The sequence below is a fragment of the Tropicibacter alexandrii genome, assembly GCF_003667315.2.
GTDB classification, from domain to species: Bacteria; Pseudomonadota; Alphaproteobacteria; order Rhodobacterales; family Rhodobacteraceae; genus Tropicibacter; species Tropicibacter alexandrii.
Genome location: NZ_RCTZ02000014.1, coordinates 40,634 through 60,147 on the forward strand (window position 1 = coordinate 40,634; position 19,514 = coordinate 60,147).

8 protein-coding genes are annotated in these 19,514 nt (G+C 65.3%); 7 read left to right on the forward strand and 1 reads right to left on the reverse strand.

From position 1 onward, the window contains the following. Positions 1-61: 61 nt before the first annotated feature. On the forward strand, positions 62-3,013 hold the full coding sequence (locus D8Z78_RS16875; protein ID WP_121633036.1) for a calcium-binding protein: 2,952 nt from the start codon (positions 62-64) through the stop codon (positions 3,011-3,013). 196 nt (positions 3,014-3,209) lie between these two features. On the opposite strand, the gene epsE is transcribed toward D8Z78_RS16875, so the two are convergent. Next, positions 3,210-4,421: an exopolysaccharide biosynthesis GT4 family glycosyltransferase EpsE gene (epsE, locus tag D8Z78_RS16880; RefSeq protein WP_121633038.1), complete on the reverse strand. Its 1,212-nt coding sequence runs from the start codon at positions 4,419-4,421 to the stop codon at positions 3,210-3,212. A 141-nt stretch (positions 4,422-4,562) separates the two neighbouring features. Between epsE and D8Z78_RS16885 the strand changes: the two genes are divergently transcribed. The 6 genes from D8Z78_RS16885 to D8Z78_RS16910 all read left to right on the forward strand — a co-directional run bounded on the left by D8Z78_RS16885 (position 4,563) and on the right by D8Z78_RS16910 (position 19,443). Then, the gene (locus tag D8Z78_RS16885; RefSeq protein ID WP_240672161.1) at positions 4,563-5,417 is read left to right on the forward strand and encodes a glycosyltransferase family 2 protein; all 855 of its coding nucleotides are present in this window, start codon (positions 4,563-4,565) and stop codon (positions 5,415-5,417) included. Further along, positions 5,414-6,763: an oligosaccharide flippase family protein gene (locus tag D8Z78_RS16890; RefSeq protein ID WP_121633042.1), complete on the forward strand. Its 1,350-nt coding sequence runs from the start codon at positions 5,414-5,416 to the stop codon at positions 6,761-6,763. The genes D8Z78_RS16885 and D8Z78_RS16890 overlap by 4 nt, the downstream gene beginning before the upstream one ends. A 187-nt stretch (positions 6,764-6,950) precedes the next feature. Next, positions 6,951-13,352, forward strand: a complete 6,402-nt coding sequence (locus D8Z78_RS16895) for a type I polyketide synthase (protein WP_121633043.1) — start codon at positions 6,951-6,953, stop codon at positions 13,350-13,352. 3 nt (positions 13,353-13,355) lie between these two features. Further along, a complete protein-coding gene (locus D8Z78_RS16900) occupies positions 13,356-14,363 on the forward strand; it encodes a glycosyltransferase family 2 protein (protein ID WP_121633046.1) in 1,008 nt (335 codons plus the stop codon). 5 nt (positions 14,364-14,368) lie between these two features. Further along, positions 14,369-18,817 carry a MupA/Atu3671 family FMN-dependent luciferase-like monooxygenase gene (locus D8Z78_RS16905; protein WP_121633048.1) on the forward strand — a complete coding sequence of 1,483 codons (4,449 nt, stop codon included), beginning with the start codon at positions 14,369-14,371 and terminating at the stop codon, positions 18,815-18,817. After that, a complete protein-coding gene (locus D8Z78_RS16910; RefSeq protein ID WP_128910836.1) occupies positions 18,814-19,443 on the forward strand; it encodes a 4'-phosphopantetheinyl transferase family protein in 630 nt (209 codons plus the stop codon). The genes D8Z78_RS16905 and D8Z78_RS16910 overlap by 4 nt, the downstream gene beginning before the upstream one ends. The last annotated feature ends 71 nt before the right edge of the window (positions 19,444-19,514 follow it).

A 19,514-nucleotide genomic window follows, 5' to 3' on the forward strand; every position in this document is an offset into this window, starting at 1 on the left:
GCACGTTTGCCCGGCAGGAACGCATCGGGCATACTGACCCCGAGCAAGGCAAGGCAGGCACATGATCCGGAAACTGTTGGGCGCGGTGGCACTGGCCCTTGGCGCGCTGCCCGCATGGGCAGAGCGGCAGGACGTCAAGGCATATGTATTCGGCAATTCGCTGGTGCATCACCTGAGCGAGACCGATGACAACACCAACGTCCCGCATTGGCTGGGCCAGATGGCCCGTGCCGATGGGCGGACGCTGGGCCTCGATGGGCAATGGGGGTTCCTGCGCAACTTTGCCGACGGGCTGCCGCCCACGGCCAACTGGTCGTTTCCCAACGTCCGGGGCGTCTGGGGGCCGGGGCAAAGCGGGTTTGGGTCTGCGGGCTTTGATTCGGTCATCGTGACGCCGGCCAATTTCATCCAGTACCAGTTGCCGAATGTGCCGTATGACGGCGACAACCCGACCGGGGAAAGCCCGCTGGGCGCGGCGTTGCGCTTGTTCGACTGGGTGGATGACGCGGCCCCCGACGCACGCCTGTTCGTCTATGAGGGTTGGGCGGCGATGGACGGTATCACCGGGCCGTTCCCCCCCGATGCCGAGGGTTTGGGCCGGTATCATGCCCACAATGCGGGCGATTATCACCTGTGGTACGAGGATTTCCTCGCAGATCTGGCCGAGGCCCGCCCGGCGCTGGAGGTCACGCTGATCCCCGTGGCCTCGGTGCTGGCGGGTCTGTTGGCGGATGGCGGCGTGCTCGAAGGGTTGCCCGCCGAGGCGCTGTATGTCGATGACGCGCCGCATGGCACGCCGACGCAATACCTGCTGGCGGCGATGGTCACCTATGCGGCCCTGTACGAAGCCCCGCCGCCCGCCGACTATCAACCGCCCGCCAGCCTGCACCCGGATGTCGTCGCCAAATTCCCCGAGATCGCGCAGGCGATCTGGGATGCCATGCCAGAGGTCAAGGCATTGAAGGCCGCCGTGGCCAATGGGGCCGAGGCCGTCGCCGAAGAGGTGGCCGAAGCCGCCCAGCCCGACTTGCCGCAACGCCAGCCCATCGCCTTGCCGCCGCGGGGCATCCGCCCCGATGGCCTGCCTGCGCTGGCCATGGGGCTGAACGGCATTTCCGACTGGTCCACGCAGCATCCCTTCCTCGACCTGTTCAAGTCGTCGCGTCCGTGGGTCGGCCACCTGCCCGGCCAATGGGGCGGCGTGACCACCGAGGAACTGGAGGCCGGGGGCCACCTCTCGCCCGAGGGCTGGCCGCTGTCGCTCCCCGAGGGGGTCGAGGCGCTCGAGGCCGTTCTGCTGACCGAACAGCCCGAAGGCGCGACCTCGCTGCGCGGCGATTACGTCCTGCGATACGAGGGAACGGGCCGCATCCGGCTGGAAGGCCGCGCCAAGCGCACCCGCTACGATGACGGCCGCATCACCTTTTTCTACGAACCCGGCGGGGATGAAGGGCTGGTCGCGGTCAAGATCACCGAACTCGACCCCTCTGACCCGATCCGCAACATCACCATCGTGCGCGAGGATATGCTGCCGCTCTACGATGGTGGCGCGATCTTCAACCCCGACTGGATCGAGGCGGTTGCCGATCTGCGCGCCCTGCGGTTCATGGACTGGATGCTGACCAACGGTTCTCCCATTGCCACGTGGGAGGACCGCCCGCGCATGACCGATGCCACATGGGTGCGCTGGGGTGTGCCGGTCGAGGTGATGATCCGTCTGGCCAACAAGATTGGCGCCGACCCGTGGTTCAACATGCCTCACATGGCCGACGACGCCTATATCCGCGCCTTCGCCGAAGCCGTCGAGGCCGGGCTCGACCCGCGCCTGAAAGCCTATGTGGAATATTCCAACGAGGTCTGGAACCGCATCTTCCCGCAAGCCACATGGGCCGAGGCGCAGGCTGACGCGCTTTGGGGCCATTCCGAAACGGGCTGGATGCAGTTCTACGGGATGCGCGCCGCGCAGGTCATGGACATCTGGACCGAGGTCTTTGACGAGGACGACCGGCTGGTGCGTGTCGTGGCCACCCATACCGGCTGGCCGGGGCTGGAGGAGCAGATACTGGTGTCGCCTTTGGGCTATCTCAAGCTGGGCAAGATGGCCAAGGAAAGCTTCGACGCTTATGCGGTCACCGGCTATTTCGGCTATGAAATGGGCGGCGAGGAAATGGCGCAACGCATGAATGACTGGCTCGACCAGTCCGAGGCGCTGGCCACCGCCGCCGGAGAGGCCCAAGGTTTGCGCCGCGTCGCCCTGCGTGAATTCGTCAAGACCGCGCAATTCGAGGCGGCGATTGCCCCGGTGGCACTGGCGCTGGCCGAAGGGTCGCTGCGGCAACTGGTCGACGAGGTCTTTCCCTATCACGCCGGGATCGCGCGCAAGCATGGCTTGCGGCTGGTGATGTACGAGGGCGGCACACATGTATCGGGCCACGGCCCGCGTGTGGATGACGACCGGCTGACCGCATTCTTCACCGCGTTCAACTACACGCCCGAGATGGCCAAGCTGTACGAAATCCTGCTCGCCGGGTGGGAGGCCGCCGGGGGCACGCTGTTCAACGCCTTCGTCGACGTGGCCCCGGCCAGCAAATGGGGCAGCTGGGGTGCGAAACGCTATCTGGAGGATCAGAACCCCCGTTGGGACATGCTGATGGCCTACAACGCCGCAGGCCCCAACGATTGGGAAACCCGCGACCCGGCGGCCTTTGCCAACGGCATCACCCGGGTTGCAGGCGTCGGCAACCAGCGTCTGCAAGGCACGTCCGCCGAGGATGTGCTGGTGGGGGGCTCCGGCAATGACACGCTGGTCTCGGCGGGCGGTGCCGACGTGCTGGCCGGTGGCCCGGGCGTGGATCGCGCCGTGCTGCCGGGCGCGCGCGAGGATTATGCCTTTGACACGGTCGAGGGGCGGTTGCTGGCGACCGGGCCGGATGGTGGTGTCATCTTGTCCGACATCGAAGAGGTCGTCTTTGACGACGCCCCGTCCGTGGCCGTTGCGGTTGCGGATTTGTAGGCATGGGGTTGCTTTGCGGGCATTGCCCCAGCGCGGAAACAAGGCGAAGCCCCCACGCGGCGGCGATTTGGTGGGATCAGGCGCACAGCTTTGATCTTCTTCGGATTTGGCCAGCATAAACCGAGGGATTCATAGCTCAGGAACGCCACCACGCGCGGCTGCAAAACGCGGCTCACCCAAACGTCGGCTTCGCCCGCTAAATCCCTTTCAACCGCTGGATTTCGCTGACCAGCGTTTCCGCCCCCAGAGACGCGCGGAAGTTTTCCTCGATATGGGCGCGACCGGCTGCCGACAACCGCAGCAGCGCGTCCGGGTCGCCCGCCAGCGACCGGATCGTGCGCGCCAGTTGGCCGGGGTTCTTGGGTTCCACCAGATAGCCGGTCGAGCCGTCCTGAATCAACTCGCGCACGCCGCCCGCATCGGTGCCGATGGTCGGCACACCCATCGACATCGCCTCCATATAGGCGACGCCCAGCGGTTCATGCCACGAGGCCAGCACGAACAGATGCGCCTCTTGCAGCTTTTGCCGCACCGCGCCCGCATCGATGGCGCCCAGCAGTTTGACATGGTCCTGAAGGCGCAGCTTCTTCAGATGCTCTTCGAGTTGCAGCCGGTAGCCGGTGCCGCCATCGTCATCCTCGCCAGCGATCTCGACCCGCAGGTCGACTCCTTGGTCGATCAGCTGGCGGGTGGCGCTCATCAGGTCCTGATGGCCTTTGACGATGTTCAGCCGCCCGCAGGCAAAGACCCGCAGGGGGCGGCCCTTTTCCGGCGCCTCGTAGGGCTCGTCCCGGCGCATGATTTCCGTATCGACGCCCATTGGGCGGATCAGCAACCGGTCGGGCAGCGATCCTTCGAGGTCCTCGTAGATCTCGTTCAGGATCTTCTGGGTGATGATCGTGGCAAAGCTCGCATGCTTCCACTTGAAGCGCTGGCCGGGCCCGTAATCCGACAGCGGGCCGTGCAGCGTCAGCGAATAGGTCGGCCCGCCCATCAGATGGGCAAAGGCGGCGATCAGCGCTGCGCGCCCGCAGGAATGCGCATGGACGTGGTCCAGCCCCAGCCGTTTCGCATCGCGGCGCAGCCGCTCGGCGGCGGCCAGCGTCAGAAGGGTATCCTTGGAATAGCCGACGCCTTCGCGCAGCATCCAGCCCGGCAGGCCCTTGGGCAGCAGCCGCGCCAGCGCGACGCTGGCATTGAACGGGTCGATCTGGCCCAGATAGGTCGTCGACCGCATCGCCGCGCGCGACCAGCTATGGGCAATCAGACCCTCGGGCGGCTTGCGGGTGGAAAAGACGTGTACCGAATGGCCCATCGCCTCCAGCGCCTGAATCTCGCGCCAGAAGAATATATGGGTCTGTCCCGGAAATTGCGGGACAATGTATCCAATACGCAAAGGCTGCGACACGAGGGTTCCCTGTCTGGAGTTGGCAGCCTGCCCTCCCATAGGCAGATTTGTCGCGATACTCTTTTGGTTTCCTTGGTTTGGCCACAGTTAACCGGGATATAGTCACGGGTAAGAGGCAGGATTTTCCGAATGTGTGGCCTCATGGGTACGGGTATGGATCAGGTACAGGACGGATCGACGCCACGGGTGTCGGTCATCATTCCGGCAAACAACGAGGCGGCGCTGATCGGCGGCTGCCTCGGCGCGCTGCTCGACTCGGAGGAGGTGCCGGGCGGCTACGAGGTGATCGTCATCGCCAATGGCTGCACCGATGACACGGTGGCGCGCGCGCGGGCCTATGAGGGGCGATTCGACGCGCTGACGGTGCTCGACCTGCCAGAGGGCGGCAAGATCGGGGCGTTGAATGCGGGTGACGCGGCTACGCGGGGCGCGATCCGGGTCTATCTCGATGCGGATGTGACCGTTTCACCGGGCCTTCTGGCGGCGCTGGCGGTTGCGCTGGACGGGGACCGCCCCGCCTATGCCAGCGGTCGCGTGCGGATCACCGCAACCGGCGCGGTCAGCCGGGCCTATGCCCGGATCTGGCGGCAGGTGCCCTTCATGCGGTCTGGTGTTCCCGGCTGCGGGGTCTTTGCGATGAACGCCGCCGGGCGTGCGCGCTGGGGCGATTGGCCCGCGATCATCAGCGACGACACCTTTGCCCGCCTGTCCTTTGCCCCGTCCGAGCGCAGGCTTGTCCGGGCCAGCTATGACTGGCCCATCGCCGAGGGCTGGCATGCGCTGGTCAAGGTGCGCCGCCGTCAGGATGCCGGCGTGGATGAAATCGCGGCGCTGTACCCCTCCCTGCCCGACAATGACGACAAGGCCCCCTTTCCGACGCAGGAAAAGCTGCGCACGGCCTTGCGCGATCCGGTCGGATTCGCAATCTATGCCAGCGTGGCCCTGATGTCGAAACTGACGCGCCACCGCGCAACCGGGTGGAGTCGCGGCAGATGAGTGTTTTGTCCGTGATGCGAGGCGAGGGGCTGAATGCCCGCGTGATGCGCTCGTCGCTGTTCACCGTCGGGGGGTTCGGTTTTTCCCAGATCATCCGGCTGGCCTCGAACCTGATTCTGACGCGCCTGCTGTTCCCCGAAGCGTTCGGGCTGATGGCCTTGGTCATGGTTTTCCTGATGGGGCTTGGACAGTTTTCCGATGTCGGCGTCACCCCGGCCATCTTGCAAAGCAAACGCGGCGATGACCGCGATTTCCTGAACACCGCATGGACCATTCAAGTGTTGCGCGGCATCGGGCTGTGGCTGGTCGCCTGCGCGCTGGCCTGGCCCATGGCATGGCTTTACGATGCCGACCTGCTGTTGCAGATGTTGCCCGTATCCGCTTTGACCCTGCTGATCACCGGCTTCCGTCCGACCCGGATGGTGACGGCCAACCGGCACCTGATGCTGGGACGGGTGACGGTGCTCGACATGATCACGCAGGCCGCCGGTGTGGTCACTGCCATCCTTCTGGCGGTGTGGTGGCATTCGGTCTGGGCGCTGGTGGTGTCCGGCGTGGTCGGCGCCTTGGTCGAAGTCTGGCTGAACTGGCGCTTTCTTCCGGGCGAGGCGAACCGCTTTCGCTGGGAAAAGCGCGCGGCGCAGGAATTGATCGGCTTCGGCAAATGGGTGTTTCTGGCGACCGTTTGCGGATTCGTCTTTACACAGGCGGACAAGATCCTGATCGGCAAGTTCGCCCCGCTCGACCTGTTCGGCATCTACAATATCGGGTTCTTCTGGGCGTCCTTCCCGATGCTTCTGGGCGGAATGGTCACGCAAAAGATCCTGATCCCCATCTACCGCGAAACCCCGCCCAAGCAGAGCCCCGAGAACTTTGCCAAGTTGCGCAAGATGCGCTTTGTCGTGTCCAGCCTGCTGATGGGCTTTGTCGGAGTATTCGCGCTGCTGGGGGTGTGGCTGGTGAGCCTGCTATACGACGCACGCTACGCGCAGGCCGGGGCCGTAGCGGTGGTGCTGGCGGTTGCGCAGATTCCGATGCTGATCGTCATGACCTACGATCAAGCGGCGCTGGCGGCGGGGGATTCCAAGCGGTTCTTCGTTCTGGCGCTGGCGCGTGCGGTGCTGATGTTCGCGGGCATCTGGATCGGATGGGAAGCGGGCGATCTTCTGGGCGCGCTGATCGGGCAGGGGGCGGCCTTCGTGCTGGCCTATCCGGTGGTGGTCTGGCTGGCGCGGCACATGGGCGCATGGGACCCGCTGCACGATGCGGTCTTTGCTGGAATCGGCGTCGGAATCGCGGTCGCGGCCCTATGGCTGAACGGGGCGGCAATCCTTTCACTATCGTGACGGCTCATCGTTTCCGGAAAAGCGATAATTCTGGTAAAATTCCCAATTGTGCATAAATTCATCGAAACGGGCCGCAAAACCCCTTCTGATTGCGGCATTTTGTGGGGCCAAAACCTAAAAAGCGCCGCATTTTCCCCGCAATCCTTATCTAGGTTCGGGGGCGTCGCATGTGGCGGGGTATTGGATCATGAGTGTTGACGCAAAGGTATTGGGCGAAAATGACATCGCCATTGTCGGCATGGCTGCGCACCTGCCGGGCGCGTCCGATATTGCCCAATACTGGCGCAACCTGCGCGATGGTGTCAGCTCGATCCGCCGCCTGAGCGAGGACGAGCTGCGCGAGGCCGGTGAGGACCCCGGCCTGATGCGCCACCGCGATTACGTGCCCTTCGCGGCGCCGCTGGACGATTTCGAATATTTCGACGCCGAGTTCTTTGGGTTTTCACCCAAAGAGGCCGCGATCATGGACCCGCAACACCGCCAGTTCCTTGAAACCGCGTGGGAGGCGCTGGAAACGGCGGGTCACGTGCCCGAGAATTTCCCCGGTCAGGTCGGTGTCTTTGCCGGGTGCGGGATGGGCTCGTATTTCTATTTCAACGTTTGCTCGAACCCCGATCTGGTCGAGAATACCGGCATGTTCCTGTTGCGCCATACGGGCAACGACAAGGACTTCATGACGACGCGCCTGTCCCATGTTCTGGACCTGCATGGCCCGTCGATCAACCTGCAAACCGCCTGCTCGACCTCGCTTGTGGCGACCCATTACGCGGTTCAGGCGCTGCTGAACGGCGAATGTGACATGGCGCTGGCGGGCGGCGTGACCATCGAGCTGCCGCATAAGCGGGGGTACCTGTATAAGGAGAACGAGATTCTCTCGCCGGACGGGGCCTGTCATGCCTTTGACCATCGCGCGCAGGGCACTGTGTTCGGATCGGGCGCGGGGGTCGTCGTGCTGCGCCGCGCGGCGGATGCGGTGGCTGATGGCGACCACATCTGGGCGATCATCAAGGGCACCGCCGTCAACAATGACGGCGCGCAAAAGGCGGGCTATCTGGCGCCCTCGGTCGAAGGGCAGGCGATCGCCATCGCCGAAGCCCAAGCCATCGCGGGCGTCACCGCCGACACGGTGGATTATGTCGAGTGTCACGGCACCGGCACCTATCTGGGCGACCCGATCGAAGTCGCCGCACTGACGCAGGCCTTTGCCGAGACCTCGGACAAGGTCGGTCATTGCCGCATCGGCTCGGTGAAAACCAACATCGGCCATTTGGACACCGCCGCCGGGGTGGCGAGCCTGATCAAGGCGTCGCTGGCGCTGCACAACCGCCAGATGCCGCCAAGCTTGGGCTACGAGGCCCCGAACCCCGCGATTGACTTCGACAATTCACCCTTCCGCGTCAATGACCGGCTGAGCGACTGGCCGCGCGAGGATCATCCGCGCCGCGCCGGGGTGAACTCGCTGGGCGTCGGCGGGACCAACGCGCATGTGGTTCTGGAAGAAGCGCCTGAGCGTGCCGCGTCCGAGGACAGCGACTTCCCCTTCCAGATCCTGACCCTGTCAGCCCGGTCCAAGGGCGCACTGGATGACGGCGCGAAACGCCTCGCCCAGCACCTGCGCGCCCATCCCGAACAGTCGCTGGCCGATGTGGCATGGACGCTGAAAGAAGGCCGCCGCGCCTTTGAAAAGCGCCGCATCGTCGTCGCGGAAACGCATGAAGAGGCAGCAGCCCTTCTGGAGTCGGACGCCCCCCGCCGTGTCCACAACCATACCGCGCTGGACCGGCCCGACGTGGTCTTCATGTTCCCCGGCGGCGGCGCGCAATATGCGGGCATGGCGCGCGACCTGTACGAAACAGAGCCGGTCTTTGCCGAATGGATGGATCGGGGCCTCGATCATCTTGCCACCCTCACGGATGCGGACATTCGCACGCTGTGGCTGCCCGACGGTGACACGGCGCAGGCCGATGAGGCGTTGAAGCGCCCGAGCCTGCAACTGCCGCTGATCATGATCACGGAATACGCGCTGGCGCAGTTGTGGATGAGTTGGGGCGTCAGCCCTGCCGCCCTGACCGGGCATTCCATGGGCGAAAACACTGCCGCTTGTGTGGCGGGTGTGATGCGCTTCGAGGATTGCATCGGCTTGGTGCACCTGCGCGGCACCCTGTTCGACACGGTCCCCGCCGGTGGCATGTTGTCCGTCAACCTCGCGGCGGAGGACCTGCGCCCCTATCTGGGCGACGACCTCGACCTTGGGGCCGTCAACGCCCCCGAACTGTCCGTCGCCTCTGGCCCGCGAGCGGCGCTCGACGATCTTGCGCAGCGTCTTGCCAAGGATGGTATCGACGCGCAGCGCATCGCCATCGACATCGCCGCGCATAGCCGCATGCTGGAACCGATCCTTGATCGCTTCCGCGCCTACCTGCAGTCGATCCCGCTGAGCGCGCCCACGATCCCGCTGACCTCCAACCGCACCGGTGCGCTGATGACGCCCGAACAGGCGACCAGCCCGGATTACTGGGTGGACCACCTGCGCGGCACCGTGCTGTTCGCGGATTGCATCGGCGCACTGGCCAAGCCCGACCGCGTTTTCCTTGAGGTCGGGCCGGGCAAGGCGCTGTCCTCGCTCGCGCGCCAGCACGACAAGGTGGATGGCAACACCGTGCTGTCCTCGCTGCGCCACCCCGACGACGTCATCGCCGATGACAAGCACCTGTTCGAGGTGCTCGGCCGTCTCTGGGCGCTGGGCGTCACCGTCGACTGGGACCAGATCTGGGGCGAGGCGCGGCGCAACCGTGTGGTGCTGCCGACCTATGCCTTCCAGCGCGCGCCCTATTTCATCGCGCCGGGCAAGGCCGCCGACAGCGCGCCGCAATTCCTGATGCGCAATGACGATGTCAGCACATGGGGGTGGAAGCCCGTCTGGCGGCCCCGCTCCGCGCAGGTCGAGGTGGATATCGACGCGTTGCAGGACGCCACGCCGCAGACATGGCTTGTCTTTGCCGACGAGGCCGGGCTGGCGGCCCGTGCCTCTGCCCGGCTTCGCGCGGCGGGTCATGACGTGGTCGAGGTCCGCCCCGGCGATACCTTTGCCCGCACCGAAACGGGGTACATCCTTGCCCCGGAACGCGGGCGCGAGGGCTATGACCTGCTGGTGCAGGACCTTGTCCAGCGCGGCCTGATCCCCACGCGGATCGCCCATTTCTGGCTGGTGACAGAGGGCGAGACGCACCGCCCCGGCTCTTCCTTCTTCCATCGGATGCAAGAGCACGGGTTCTATTCGCTGCTCTTCCTCGCGCAGGCGTTGGAGGGCGAATCCGTTCCCCGCCCGTTGCACCTGTCGGTCTTCACCAACGGCGCGGAAAAGCTGCGGGACGAGGCGTTGCCCTATCCCGAAAAGGCCACGATCGCCGGGCCTGCCCGCGTGATCCCGCGCGAACTGAACGGCGTGACCGTGTCCACCTGCGATCTGATGCTGCCCTTGGTGCCAGATGCGGGCTTCTGGGGCCGGGCCAAGGCGCAAGCCGCGCGCGATGCGGCCATGGACGCCCTGACAGGCCGCGTTCTGGAAGAGATGCTCTCCGAGCCCGCCGATCTGATCGCCGCCCTACGCGGCGACCGGCGGTTCGAATGCGCCATGCGGCCCGTGGCCCTGCCCGAGGCCCCCGAGGTTGCCCAAGGCACCTACCTGATCACCGGCGGCTTTGGCGGGATCGGCCTGACACTGGCGCAGGATTTTGCGCGGCACGGCTCCAAACTGGCGCTGCTCGCGCGGCAGGCCTTGCCCGACCGCGCCGACTGGGAGACCTATCTCAAACGCCATGCGCCGCAAGACGCCGTCGCGCGCCGCATTCGTGCGGTGCAGGACCTGGAGTCCCTCGGCGCCGAGGTCATGGTCGTCGCCGCCGATGTCTGCAACGCGGGCGCGATGCAGGCCGCGCGCGACACGGTCGAGGCGAAATTTGGCCGTATCACCGGCGTGATCCACGGCGCGGGTATGATCGCCGACGCGCCCTTGCTGGCGAAATCGCCGTCCAGCATCGAGGACGTCTTTACCCCGAAAATCCATGGCACCGAGGTGCTGGGCGAGGTCTTCCCCGACGGCTCGACCGACTGGATCGCGCTGTTCTCGTCCTCCTCCACCGTCACCGCGCCCGCCGGGCAGGTCGACTACGTCGCCGCGAACGAATTCCTCAACGCCTTCGCCCGCGCCCGCACCGGGCGGACCAAGGTCATGGCGATCAACTGGGGCATCTGGGCCGAGGTCGGCATGGCCGCCGAAGCCGTCGCCGCCCGTCAGGGTGAGGCGCCCGAGGCCCCCGTGCAGCCCGTCGCCCTGCCGATGCTGGACGAGGCGACCTTCGACACCCACGGCAACCGGGTGTTCCACGCCGAATACAGCGCGCAAGACTGGTTCATCGACGAACACCGGACCAAGGCGGGCGACGCCCTGCTGCCCGGCACCGGCTACCTGACGCTCGCCGCCCATGCCCTGCGCGCCCATCACGAGGATGCGCCGTTCGAGATCCGTGACTTGTCCTTCCTGCGCCCTTTGCGCGTGGCCGATGGGGCGGCGCGGGACGTGCGCGTGCGCCTGACCCGCAGCGCCGAGGGCTATGGCTTTGACGTGCTGGCGGATGCCACGCTGAATGGGCGGCACGGCCATGCGCTGGCCGCTCAGGGCGCGCTGCGCATCGTGCCGATGGCCCGCCCCGAACCGCTGGACCTGACCGCGATTCGTACCCGTTGCGGCACGCCGCAAACCGGGGGCAAGCTGGCCGCCGCGCAAGAGGTCCACCTGAATTTCGGCCCGCGCTGGAAGGTGCTGGATAGCCGCGCGCTGGGGCAGGGAGAGGGCGTCGCTGACCTGTCCTTGCCTGACATTGCCGCAGGCGATGGCTGCCTGCTGCACCCCGCGCTGCTGGATATCGCCACCGGCTGGGCGATGGAACTGATCGAGGGCTATCAGCCCACCCACCTGTGGGTGCCGGTCCGCTACGCCCGTGTGCGGGTGCATGGCGACCTGCCGTCACGCATCGTGTCCTGGGTCCGCAACGCCGCCCAAAACCGCGCCGATGGCGAAACCGCCAGCTTTGACGTAACCCTCACCGACCCCGAGGGACGCGTGATCGTTGAAGTCACCGGCTTCACTATCCGCAAACTGGCCTCGCTGGACGTGCTCAAGGCCTCTCCGCGCCTGACCGCCTCGGAACTGGAAGTGGATGAAACCCATGTCCAGCCGCTCAGCCCCGCCGAGGAACGTCTGGCCCATAACCTGTCGCAAGGCATCACCCCGCCCGAGGGCGTGCAGGCCTTTGCCCGCGCGCTGGCCTTGGGCGTGCCGCAGGTGGTCGTGTCGTCCATGGACATCGATGCGCTGGTGAAACAGACCGCCGCCAGCACGGCGGAGTCCGGCCCCGGCCAGACCTTCGACCGCCCGCAATTGGACAGCGACTATGTCGAACCAGAGGGCGCCATCGAAACGGCGCTGGCGGGCATGTGGCAGGACCTGCTGGGGGTGAGCCAAGTCGGCGCCGAGGACAGTTTCTTTGACCTTGGCGGGCATTCCCTGATCGCCGTGCGCCTGTTCGCCACGATCAAAAAGACCTTCCGCGCGGATTTCCCCATCTCCGTCCTGTTCGAGGCCCCAACGATCCGCAAGATCGCCGCGCTGATCGAGGCCGAGACCGGCCCCGTGTCAGAGGATGGCCCGACGGAAAGACCGGTCCGCCGCTTCAAGCACCTCGTGCCGATGCATGACGGCGAGGGCGGGTCGAAAACGCCGTTCTTCCTTGTGGCGGGCATGTTCGGCAACGTGCTGAACCTGCGCCATCTGGCACATCTGTTGGGGTCGGACCGGCCGTTCTTCGGGCTTCAGGCCCGCGGTCTGCTGGGCGGCGAGGCCCCCCATGAGACCATCGAGGACGCCGCGCGCGACTACATCGCCGAACTGCGTCAGGTGCAGCCACATGGGCCGTATATGCTGGGCGGCTTCTCGGGGGGCGGCATCACCGCCTATGAAATGGCCCGCCAGCTGGAAATCGCCGGTGAAGAGGTCTCCATCGTCGTCATGCTCGACACGCCGCTGCCACAGCGCCGCCCGCTGTCGCGCAAGGATCGGATGATCATCCAATGGGCGCAGGCCCGCGAGAAGGGGCCGCTGTACCCGGTCATCTGGGCCAAGAATCGCATCGCGTGGGAATTGGCCAAGCGTCGCGACACGCCGGAAACCGTGACCACGGGCTTCCATGATGCCGAGATCGAGGCCGCCTTCTACCGCGCGATCAACCGCTATGACCTGAAGCCGTGGGATGGGCGGCTAGTGCTGTATCGCCCGCCACTTGTGGGCAAATGGCAGGTCTCGGACGGGGCGATGGTGAACAGCGAACGCACCTATGTGACCCATGACAATGACTGGGGTCGGATCGTCGATCATGTTGAGGTGCATGAAGTGCCGGGGGATCACGATTCGATGGTGTTGGAACCCAATGTCCGCGTCTTGGCCGCGCTGATGCGCGAGGCGATCCAAGGGGCCGAGGCGGTGGCGCTGGGCTCCGAAGTCGTGACCTTCCCGACACAGGCGGCGGAGTAGATCATGCCCAGACTTTTGGTCGTATCGCTGAACTACCGCACCCCGCAGATGACCCTACGCTCTGTCCGCAGCGCCTTGGTCGCTATGCAGGGATTGGAGGCCGAGCTGGTCATCGTCGACAATGACAGCGGCGATGGCTCGTATGAGGAAATCTTTCACGCGGTGCAGGAGGAAGCCCTGCCGGTCCGCGTCATCCAGTCCGGCCGCAATGGTGGCTTTGGCGCCGGGAACAATGTCGGCATTCAGGCGCGGATGAGCAACGGGACCAAGCCCGACTATGTATACATCCTGAATTCAGACGCCTTTCCCGCGCCGGACGCGATCCGGCTGTTGCTGGACCATCTGGAGACGCACCCCGAGGCGGGCTTTGCCGGAAGCTACATTCATGGCGAGGACGGCGGCGCCCATGTGACTGCCTTCCGCTTTCCGTCGCTCTGGTCGGAACTCGAAGGATCGGCGCGGTTTGGGCCTGTTTCCAAGGTCTTGCGCAATCGGATCGTGCCCATCGGCGTGCCAGAGCAGACCCAGCGCGTCGACTGGCTGGCGGGCGCATCGATGATGATGCGCCAATCTGTGCTCGATGAAATCGGCCTCTTCGACGAAGTATACTTCTTGTATTTCGAAGAGACCGACCTGTGCCTTCGCGCCGCGCGCGCCGGGTATGAAACGCATTACGTGCGCGAAAGCGAAGTCGCGCATATCGGGTCGGTGTCCACCGGGATGAAACGGTGGACGCGCATCCCGGGCTTCTGGCTCGACAGCCGGTGGCACTATTTTTCCAAGAATCACGGGCGCTTGTATGCTGCCGGGGCCACGTTGGCCCATGCGGTTGGCGGCGCTCTCTGGCGGCTGCGCGTGGTGGTGCAGCGAAAAACGCCGGCGGACCCTCCGCATTTCCTGCGCGATCTGCTGGTTCATGACCTCAAGGCGATGATGCGCCCCCTGCCGGGAAAGAGCCAAGCGGTTCCGACGGTGCGCGCCGGGACCGCGATTGAGGCAAGCGTGGAGTGAAGGATATGGGGTTTTCCTGTGTTGTGATCGGCAATGAGTCGCTTTTGATTCAATGTGCTGAAATGGCTTTGGAGCGGGGCAATCGGATTGATGCGGTCGTGACCCGCAACGCCGACGTGCAGGCTTGGGCCGAAGGGCGCGGTCTGGCGGTCAAGCCTTTGGATCAGTTGGAAAAGGGTTTCGACTATCTGCTGTCGATCGCCAATCTCGACATCATCCCGCAGGCGGTTCTGGACTTGCCCGCCAAGGGCGCGATCAACTTTCACGACGGCCCGCTGCCGCGCCATGCCGGGCTGAACGCCCCGGTCTGGGCCTTGATCGAGGGCGAGACGCAGCACGGCGTGACTTGGCACATGATCGAAGGCGGGGTGGACGAGGGCGACATTCTTGTCCAACGTCTGTTTGACATCACGCCGAACGACACGGCTTTGACCTTGAATACAAAGGCTTACGAGGCGGCGATGGGGTCTTTCCCGGAGCTGCTCGACCAGCTTGAAACCGGGTCGCTGAACCGCTTGAGACAAGACCTGTCCGCCCGCAGCTATCACGCGCTGGCAGACCGGCCCTTTGGCCACGGGGGGCTGGACTGGTCCAAACCCGCCGAGCAGGTCGCGCGGCTGGTGCGTGCGCTGGACCACGGGCCGTATTGGAACCCGCTGTCTGCTCCGAAATTCTGTTCAGAAACGGGGCTTTGGCTGGCGTCTGGCGCTGTGATCACAGAAAGCTACGCCGCCCCCGGCACGGTGATCGGACTTGATGAAGACAGCCTGACGGTGGCTTGCGCAGGCGGCGCGGTCAAGCTGACCGGCCTGACCCGCATCTGCGGGATGCCGGTGGACCCCGCGCAAATTGCCAAGACCGGCGACCGCCTGCCCCTGCCCGAAGCGGTAGATATGTCTGTCGTCGCAGCCAAGGAAAACGTCATGCGCAAGCGTCTCGCGTCGCTGAACCCGGCGCAATTGTCTGACATTTGCGAGGGTGTTGGCGAGATCCACGTCCGTCCCGTGGCGCAAGTGACCGAGACACAAATTGCGGCCTGGGTCCGCCAATTGACCGGCGAAGAGGTGGTCGATCTGGCTTGGGCAGATTCGGGTCTTGGTGCGTTGGCGAACAGCGGGTTGGTTGCTGGTTGGACACGCTGCCGCGTGGATACATCTGGTATTCAATCTGTACACCAGATGTATCCATTTGCTACGGACCTGCCGTTCCGAGCGCCCGAATTGAACTGGCCGAAGGTGCCGCAAATCGGCCTGTCGACCGATGGGCATGTGCCGGGCACCGCGATGACCATTGTCACTGGCGACGCACCGAAGCTGACTTGGGATGACGGCAAGATCAGTGCGCAGGCGGCGGAACTCTACGCCGCGCGGCTGGAAATCGGCGCCGGTCTGCCCCCGCAGGAATGGGATCTGGTGCTGCACCAGTGGAACGCGACCGCGACGGACCATGATCGCAGCCTGACCATGCACCGCGCCTTCGAGGCACAGGTTGCAAAGACCCCCGACGCCACCGCGCTGATCTTCGAAGACACGCGCCTGACCTATGCCGAGCTGAACGCCCGTGCCAACCGCGCCGCGCATCTGCTGCGCGAGATGGGCGTGGCGCCCGACAAGGTCGTGGGCCTGTGTACTCGCCGGTCGGTCGATCTGCTGGTCGGCGCATTGGCGATCTTGAAGGCCGGGGGCGCCTATCTGCCGATGGATCCGGGCTACCCCGCTGACAGGCTTCAACATTTCGTCGAGGATAGCGGCGCAGACGTGATCGTGACCCAAGCCGCTGTCGAGGCGCAGCTGCCCCCGCACAAGGCCGATCTGCTGGTCTTGGACGCGGAACCCCGGCTGGCGAGCATGCCCGACACCAACTTACCCGACATCAGCGGGCCAGACCATCTTGCATACATGATTTATACAAGCGGTTCGACGGGCAAACCCAAAGGCGTGATGATCGAGCATCGCAACGTTCTGAATTTCTACACCGGCATGGACGCGCATATCCCGCATGACGGGGGCACTTGGCTGGCGGTGACCTCTCTGTCCTTTGACATTTCCGTGCTGGAACTGTTCTGGACCACTGCGCGCGGGCTGACTGTCGTCTTGACGGCGGATGAGGACCGCGGGCTGATCTCGAACGGGCCGATGCCGCGCGGCGAGGGGATGGAGTTTTCCATCTACTACTGGGGCAACGATGACGGCGTCGGGCGTGACAAGTACCGGATGCTGCTGGAGGGCGCGCAGTTCGCCGATGAGAACGGCTTTGTCGCGGTCTGGACGCCGGAGCGGCACTTTCACGCCTTTGGCGGGCCTTACCCGAACCCCTCGGTGACGGGCGCTGCGGTGGCGGCGATCACCAAGAATATCGGGGTGCGATCCGGGTCGGTGGTGGCGCCGCTGCATCACCCCGCCCGCATCGCCGAGGAATGGTCGGTGATCGACAACCTCACCAATGGGCGCGCCGGTCTGGCGATTGCAAGTGGTTGGCAACCCGACGATTTTGTCCTGCGGCCCGAGAATACACCGCCGCATAACAAGCCCGCCATGCTCGAAAACATCGACCAGATCCGCAGGCTGTGGCGGGGCGAGGCCGTGGGCTTTCCGCGCAAGGACGGCACCCTGCACGAGGTCGTCACACAGCCGCGCCCGGTGTCCCGCGAATTGCCCATCTGGGTCACGACGGCGGGCAACCCGCAGACGTGGAAAGAGGCGGGGCAGCTGGGCTGCAACGTGCTGACGCACCTGCTGGGCCAGTCGGTCGAGGAAGTCGCGGGCAAGATCAAGATCTACCACGCGGCGCTGCGCGAGGCGGGGCATGACCCGGCGGATTTCACCGTCACGCTGATGCTGCACACCTTCATTTCCGACACGCGCGACCACGCGCGCGAGGTGGCGCGGCAGCCGATGAAAGACTACCTGAATTCGGCGGCGGGGCTGATCAAGCAATACGCTTGGGCCTTCCCCGCGTTCAAACGGCCGGAGGGCGTGGACAACGCCTTTGACTTGCAACTGGACGGGCTGGAGCCGGAGGAACTGGACGCCATTCTGGACTTTGCCTTTGAACGCTACTTCAACGACAGCGGCTTGTTCGGCACGGTCGAGGATGCGCTTGCTCGCGTCGAGGAACTGCAAGCCATCGGCGTGGGCGAAATCGCCTGCCTGATCGACTACGGGATCGAGCGTGACACCGTTCTGGAGGGGCTGCGGCCTTTGGCGCAGGTGGTCAAGGCCGCGAATGTCGCGCCGGAACTGGCGGCGGACGATTTCTCCATCGCGGCGCAGATCGTGCGGCATGGTGTGACGCATCTGCAATGCACGCCCTCGATGGCGCGGATGATTGCGATGAACGACGAGGCGCGCTTTGCGCTGCGTGGTGTGCAACATGTATACCTTGGAGGTGAGCCGCTGCCGGGTGCGCTGGTCGAGGAATTCCGCGAGATCACAAATGCCACCGTGACCAACATGTACGGCCCGACCGAGACGACGATCTGGTCGTCCTGCGAAGTCGCGCAAGGGCATGAAAACACGGTCAATATCGGCCTGCCGCTGGCCAATCAACAGATGTATGTTCTGGACGAGGACCGGCAGCCTGTCGGCATCGGGCAAGAGGGTGAGCTGTGGATCGGTGGCGAGGGCGTGACGCGCGGCTACTGGAACCGGCCTGACCTGACGGCGGAACGCTTTGCCGGCAACCCCTTCCACGATGGGCGCATGTACCGGACCGGGGATCTGGTCCGCCGCCGTGTCGACGGCAAGATCGACTTTGTCGGGCGCGTCGACCATCAGGTCAAACTGCGCGGCCACCGGATCGAACTGGGCGAGATCGAAAGCGTGCTTGAGAGCCTCGACGGGGTCACGCAGGCGGTCGTCATGGCGCGCGAGGATGTGCCGGGCGACGTGCGCTTGGTCGGCTATTTCACCGGCAAGGACATGGCCGAGGGCGTGCTGAAGGCCGCGATGGCCAAGGATCTGCCTGCCTATATGGTGCCGGGGCGGTTCGTGCGGCTTGACGCCTTTCCGCTGACGCCGAACAAGAAGGTCGACCGCAAGGCGCTGCCCGCGCCGCAGACCGTCGTCGCTGCGCCGGCGCCGAAAATCGAAGCGCCGACCTTCACCGGTGACAGCGCCGGGGTCGAGCGGGCGATTGCCGCGATCTGGACGCGCTATCTGGGTGTGCAGGAAATCGCCGGGCGGGACAGCTTCTTTGACCTTGGCGGGCATTCCCTGCTGGCGGTCCAGACCCATCGCGCCATCCGCGAGGAACTGGGCGCGGCGAAACTGTCGATCACCGACATCTTCCGCTTTCCGGTCCTGCGCGATCTGGCGGGGCGGGTGGCCGGCATGGTCGAAACCTTGCCCGACGCCCCGGCCCCTGCGCCGCAACCCGCGACACAGGACCGAGCGCAATCGCGCAGCGATGCGATGGCCCGACGCCGCGAGATGCGGGCGCGGCGGCGCGCGTGAGCGCAACCGAGACAGCAGAAACCCTCGTCCGCTTGATGGACGAGCAATGCCCCGGCCTGTGCTGGGGCATTGCCTTTGGGGCGGCCACGCCCGCCCATCCGGATGCAGAACGGGCGATCATACGCGCCGTGCCGACACGCCAAACCGAGTTCCGCTTGGGACGGATGGCGGCGCGGCAGGCCTTGGCGCGACTGGGGGTTCTGGCACCCGTGCCCATGGGGCCCGACCGCGCGCCGATCTGGCCCGAGGGTGTTGCCGGGTCGATCACCCATCACGATGGCATCGCCGTTGCCGTCGTGACGATGGGCGGCTGGCTGGGCTTGGACCTCGACCGGGCCGGTCCGCTCGACCCCGACCTGATCCCCGAGATCTGCCGCCCCGAAGAGGATACCAGCAAAGCGCGTCACATCTTCAGCGCCAAGGAAGCCGCCTACAAGGCGCAGTACCCAGCGAATCGGGTGGTCTTTGGCTTTCACGGCTTGTCCGTGGACCTGAACCGGTGCGCGGCCACGTGGCCCGAGCATCCGGAAACCGCCACAATCGCGCCCGATTCGCGCCCGCCGCTGCCGATTTGCCAGCTGGCCCGCGATGGCTGGCTGCTGTCGCTCACCTACCTGCCCGATTGAACAAACCGCAATTCTGGCGAAACCGCCACATTTGCCGCTGATTTCGCTTATCTTTTTGAGATTAAGGCAAA

Bases quoted from the DNA above. Each gene is read 5' to 3' on its own strand.
- D8Z78_RS16875 (WP_121633036.1), top strand. From the start codon at position 62: ATGATCCGGAAACTGTTGGGCGCGGTGGCACTGGCCCTTGGCGCGCTG.
- D8Z78_RS16885 (WP_240672161.1), top strand. From the start codon at position 4,563: ATGGGTACGGGTATGGATCAGGTACAGGACGGATCGACGCCACGGGTG.
- D8Z78_RS16890 (WP_121633042.1), top strand. From the start codon at position 5,414: ATGAGTGTTTTGTCCGTGATGCGAGGCGAGGGGCTGAATGCCCGCGTG.
- D8Z78_RS16895 (WP_121633043.1), top strand. From the start codon at position 6,951: ATGAGTGTTGACGCAAAGGTATTGGGCGAAAATGACATCGCCATTGTC.
- D8Z78_RS16900 (WP_121633046.1), top strand. From the start codon at position 13,356: ATGCCCAGACTTTTGGTCGTATCGCTGAACTACCGCACCCCGCAGATG.
- D8Z78_RS16905 (WP_121633048.1), top strand. From the start codon at position 14,369: ATGGGGTTTTCCTGTGTTGTGATCGGCAATGAGTCGCTTTTGATTCAA.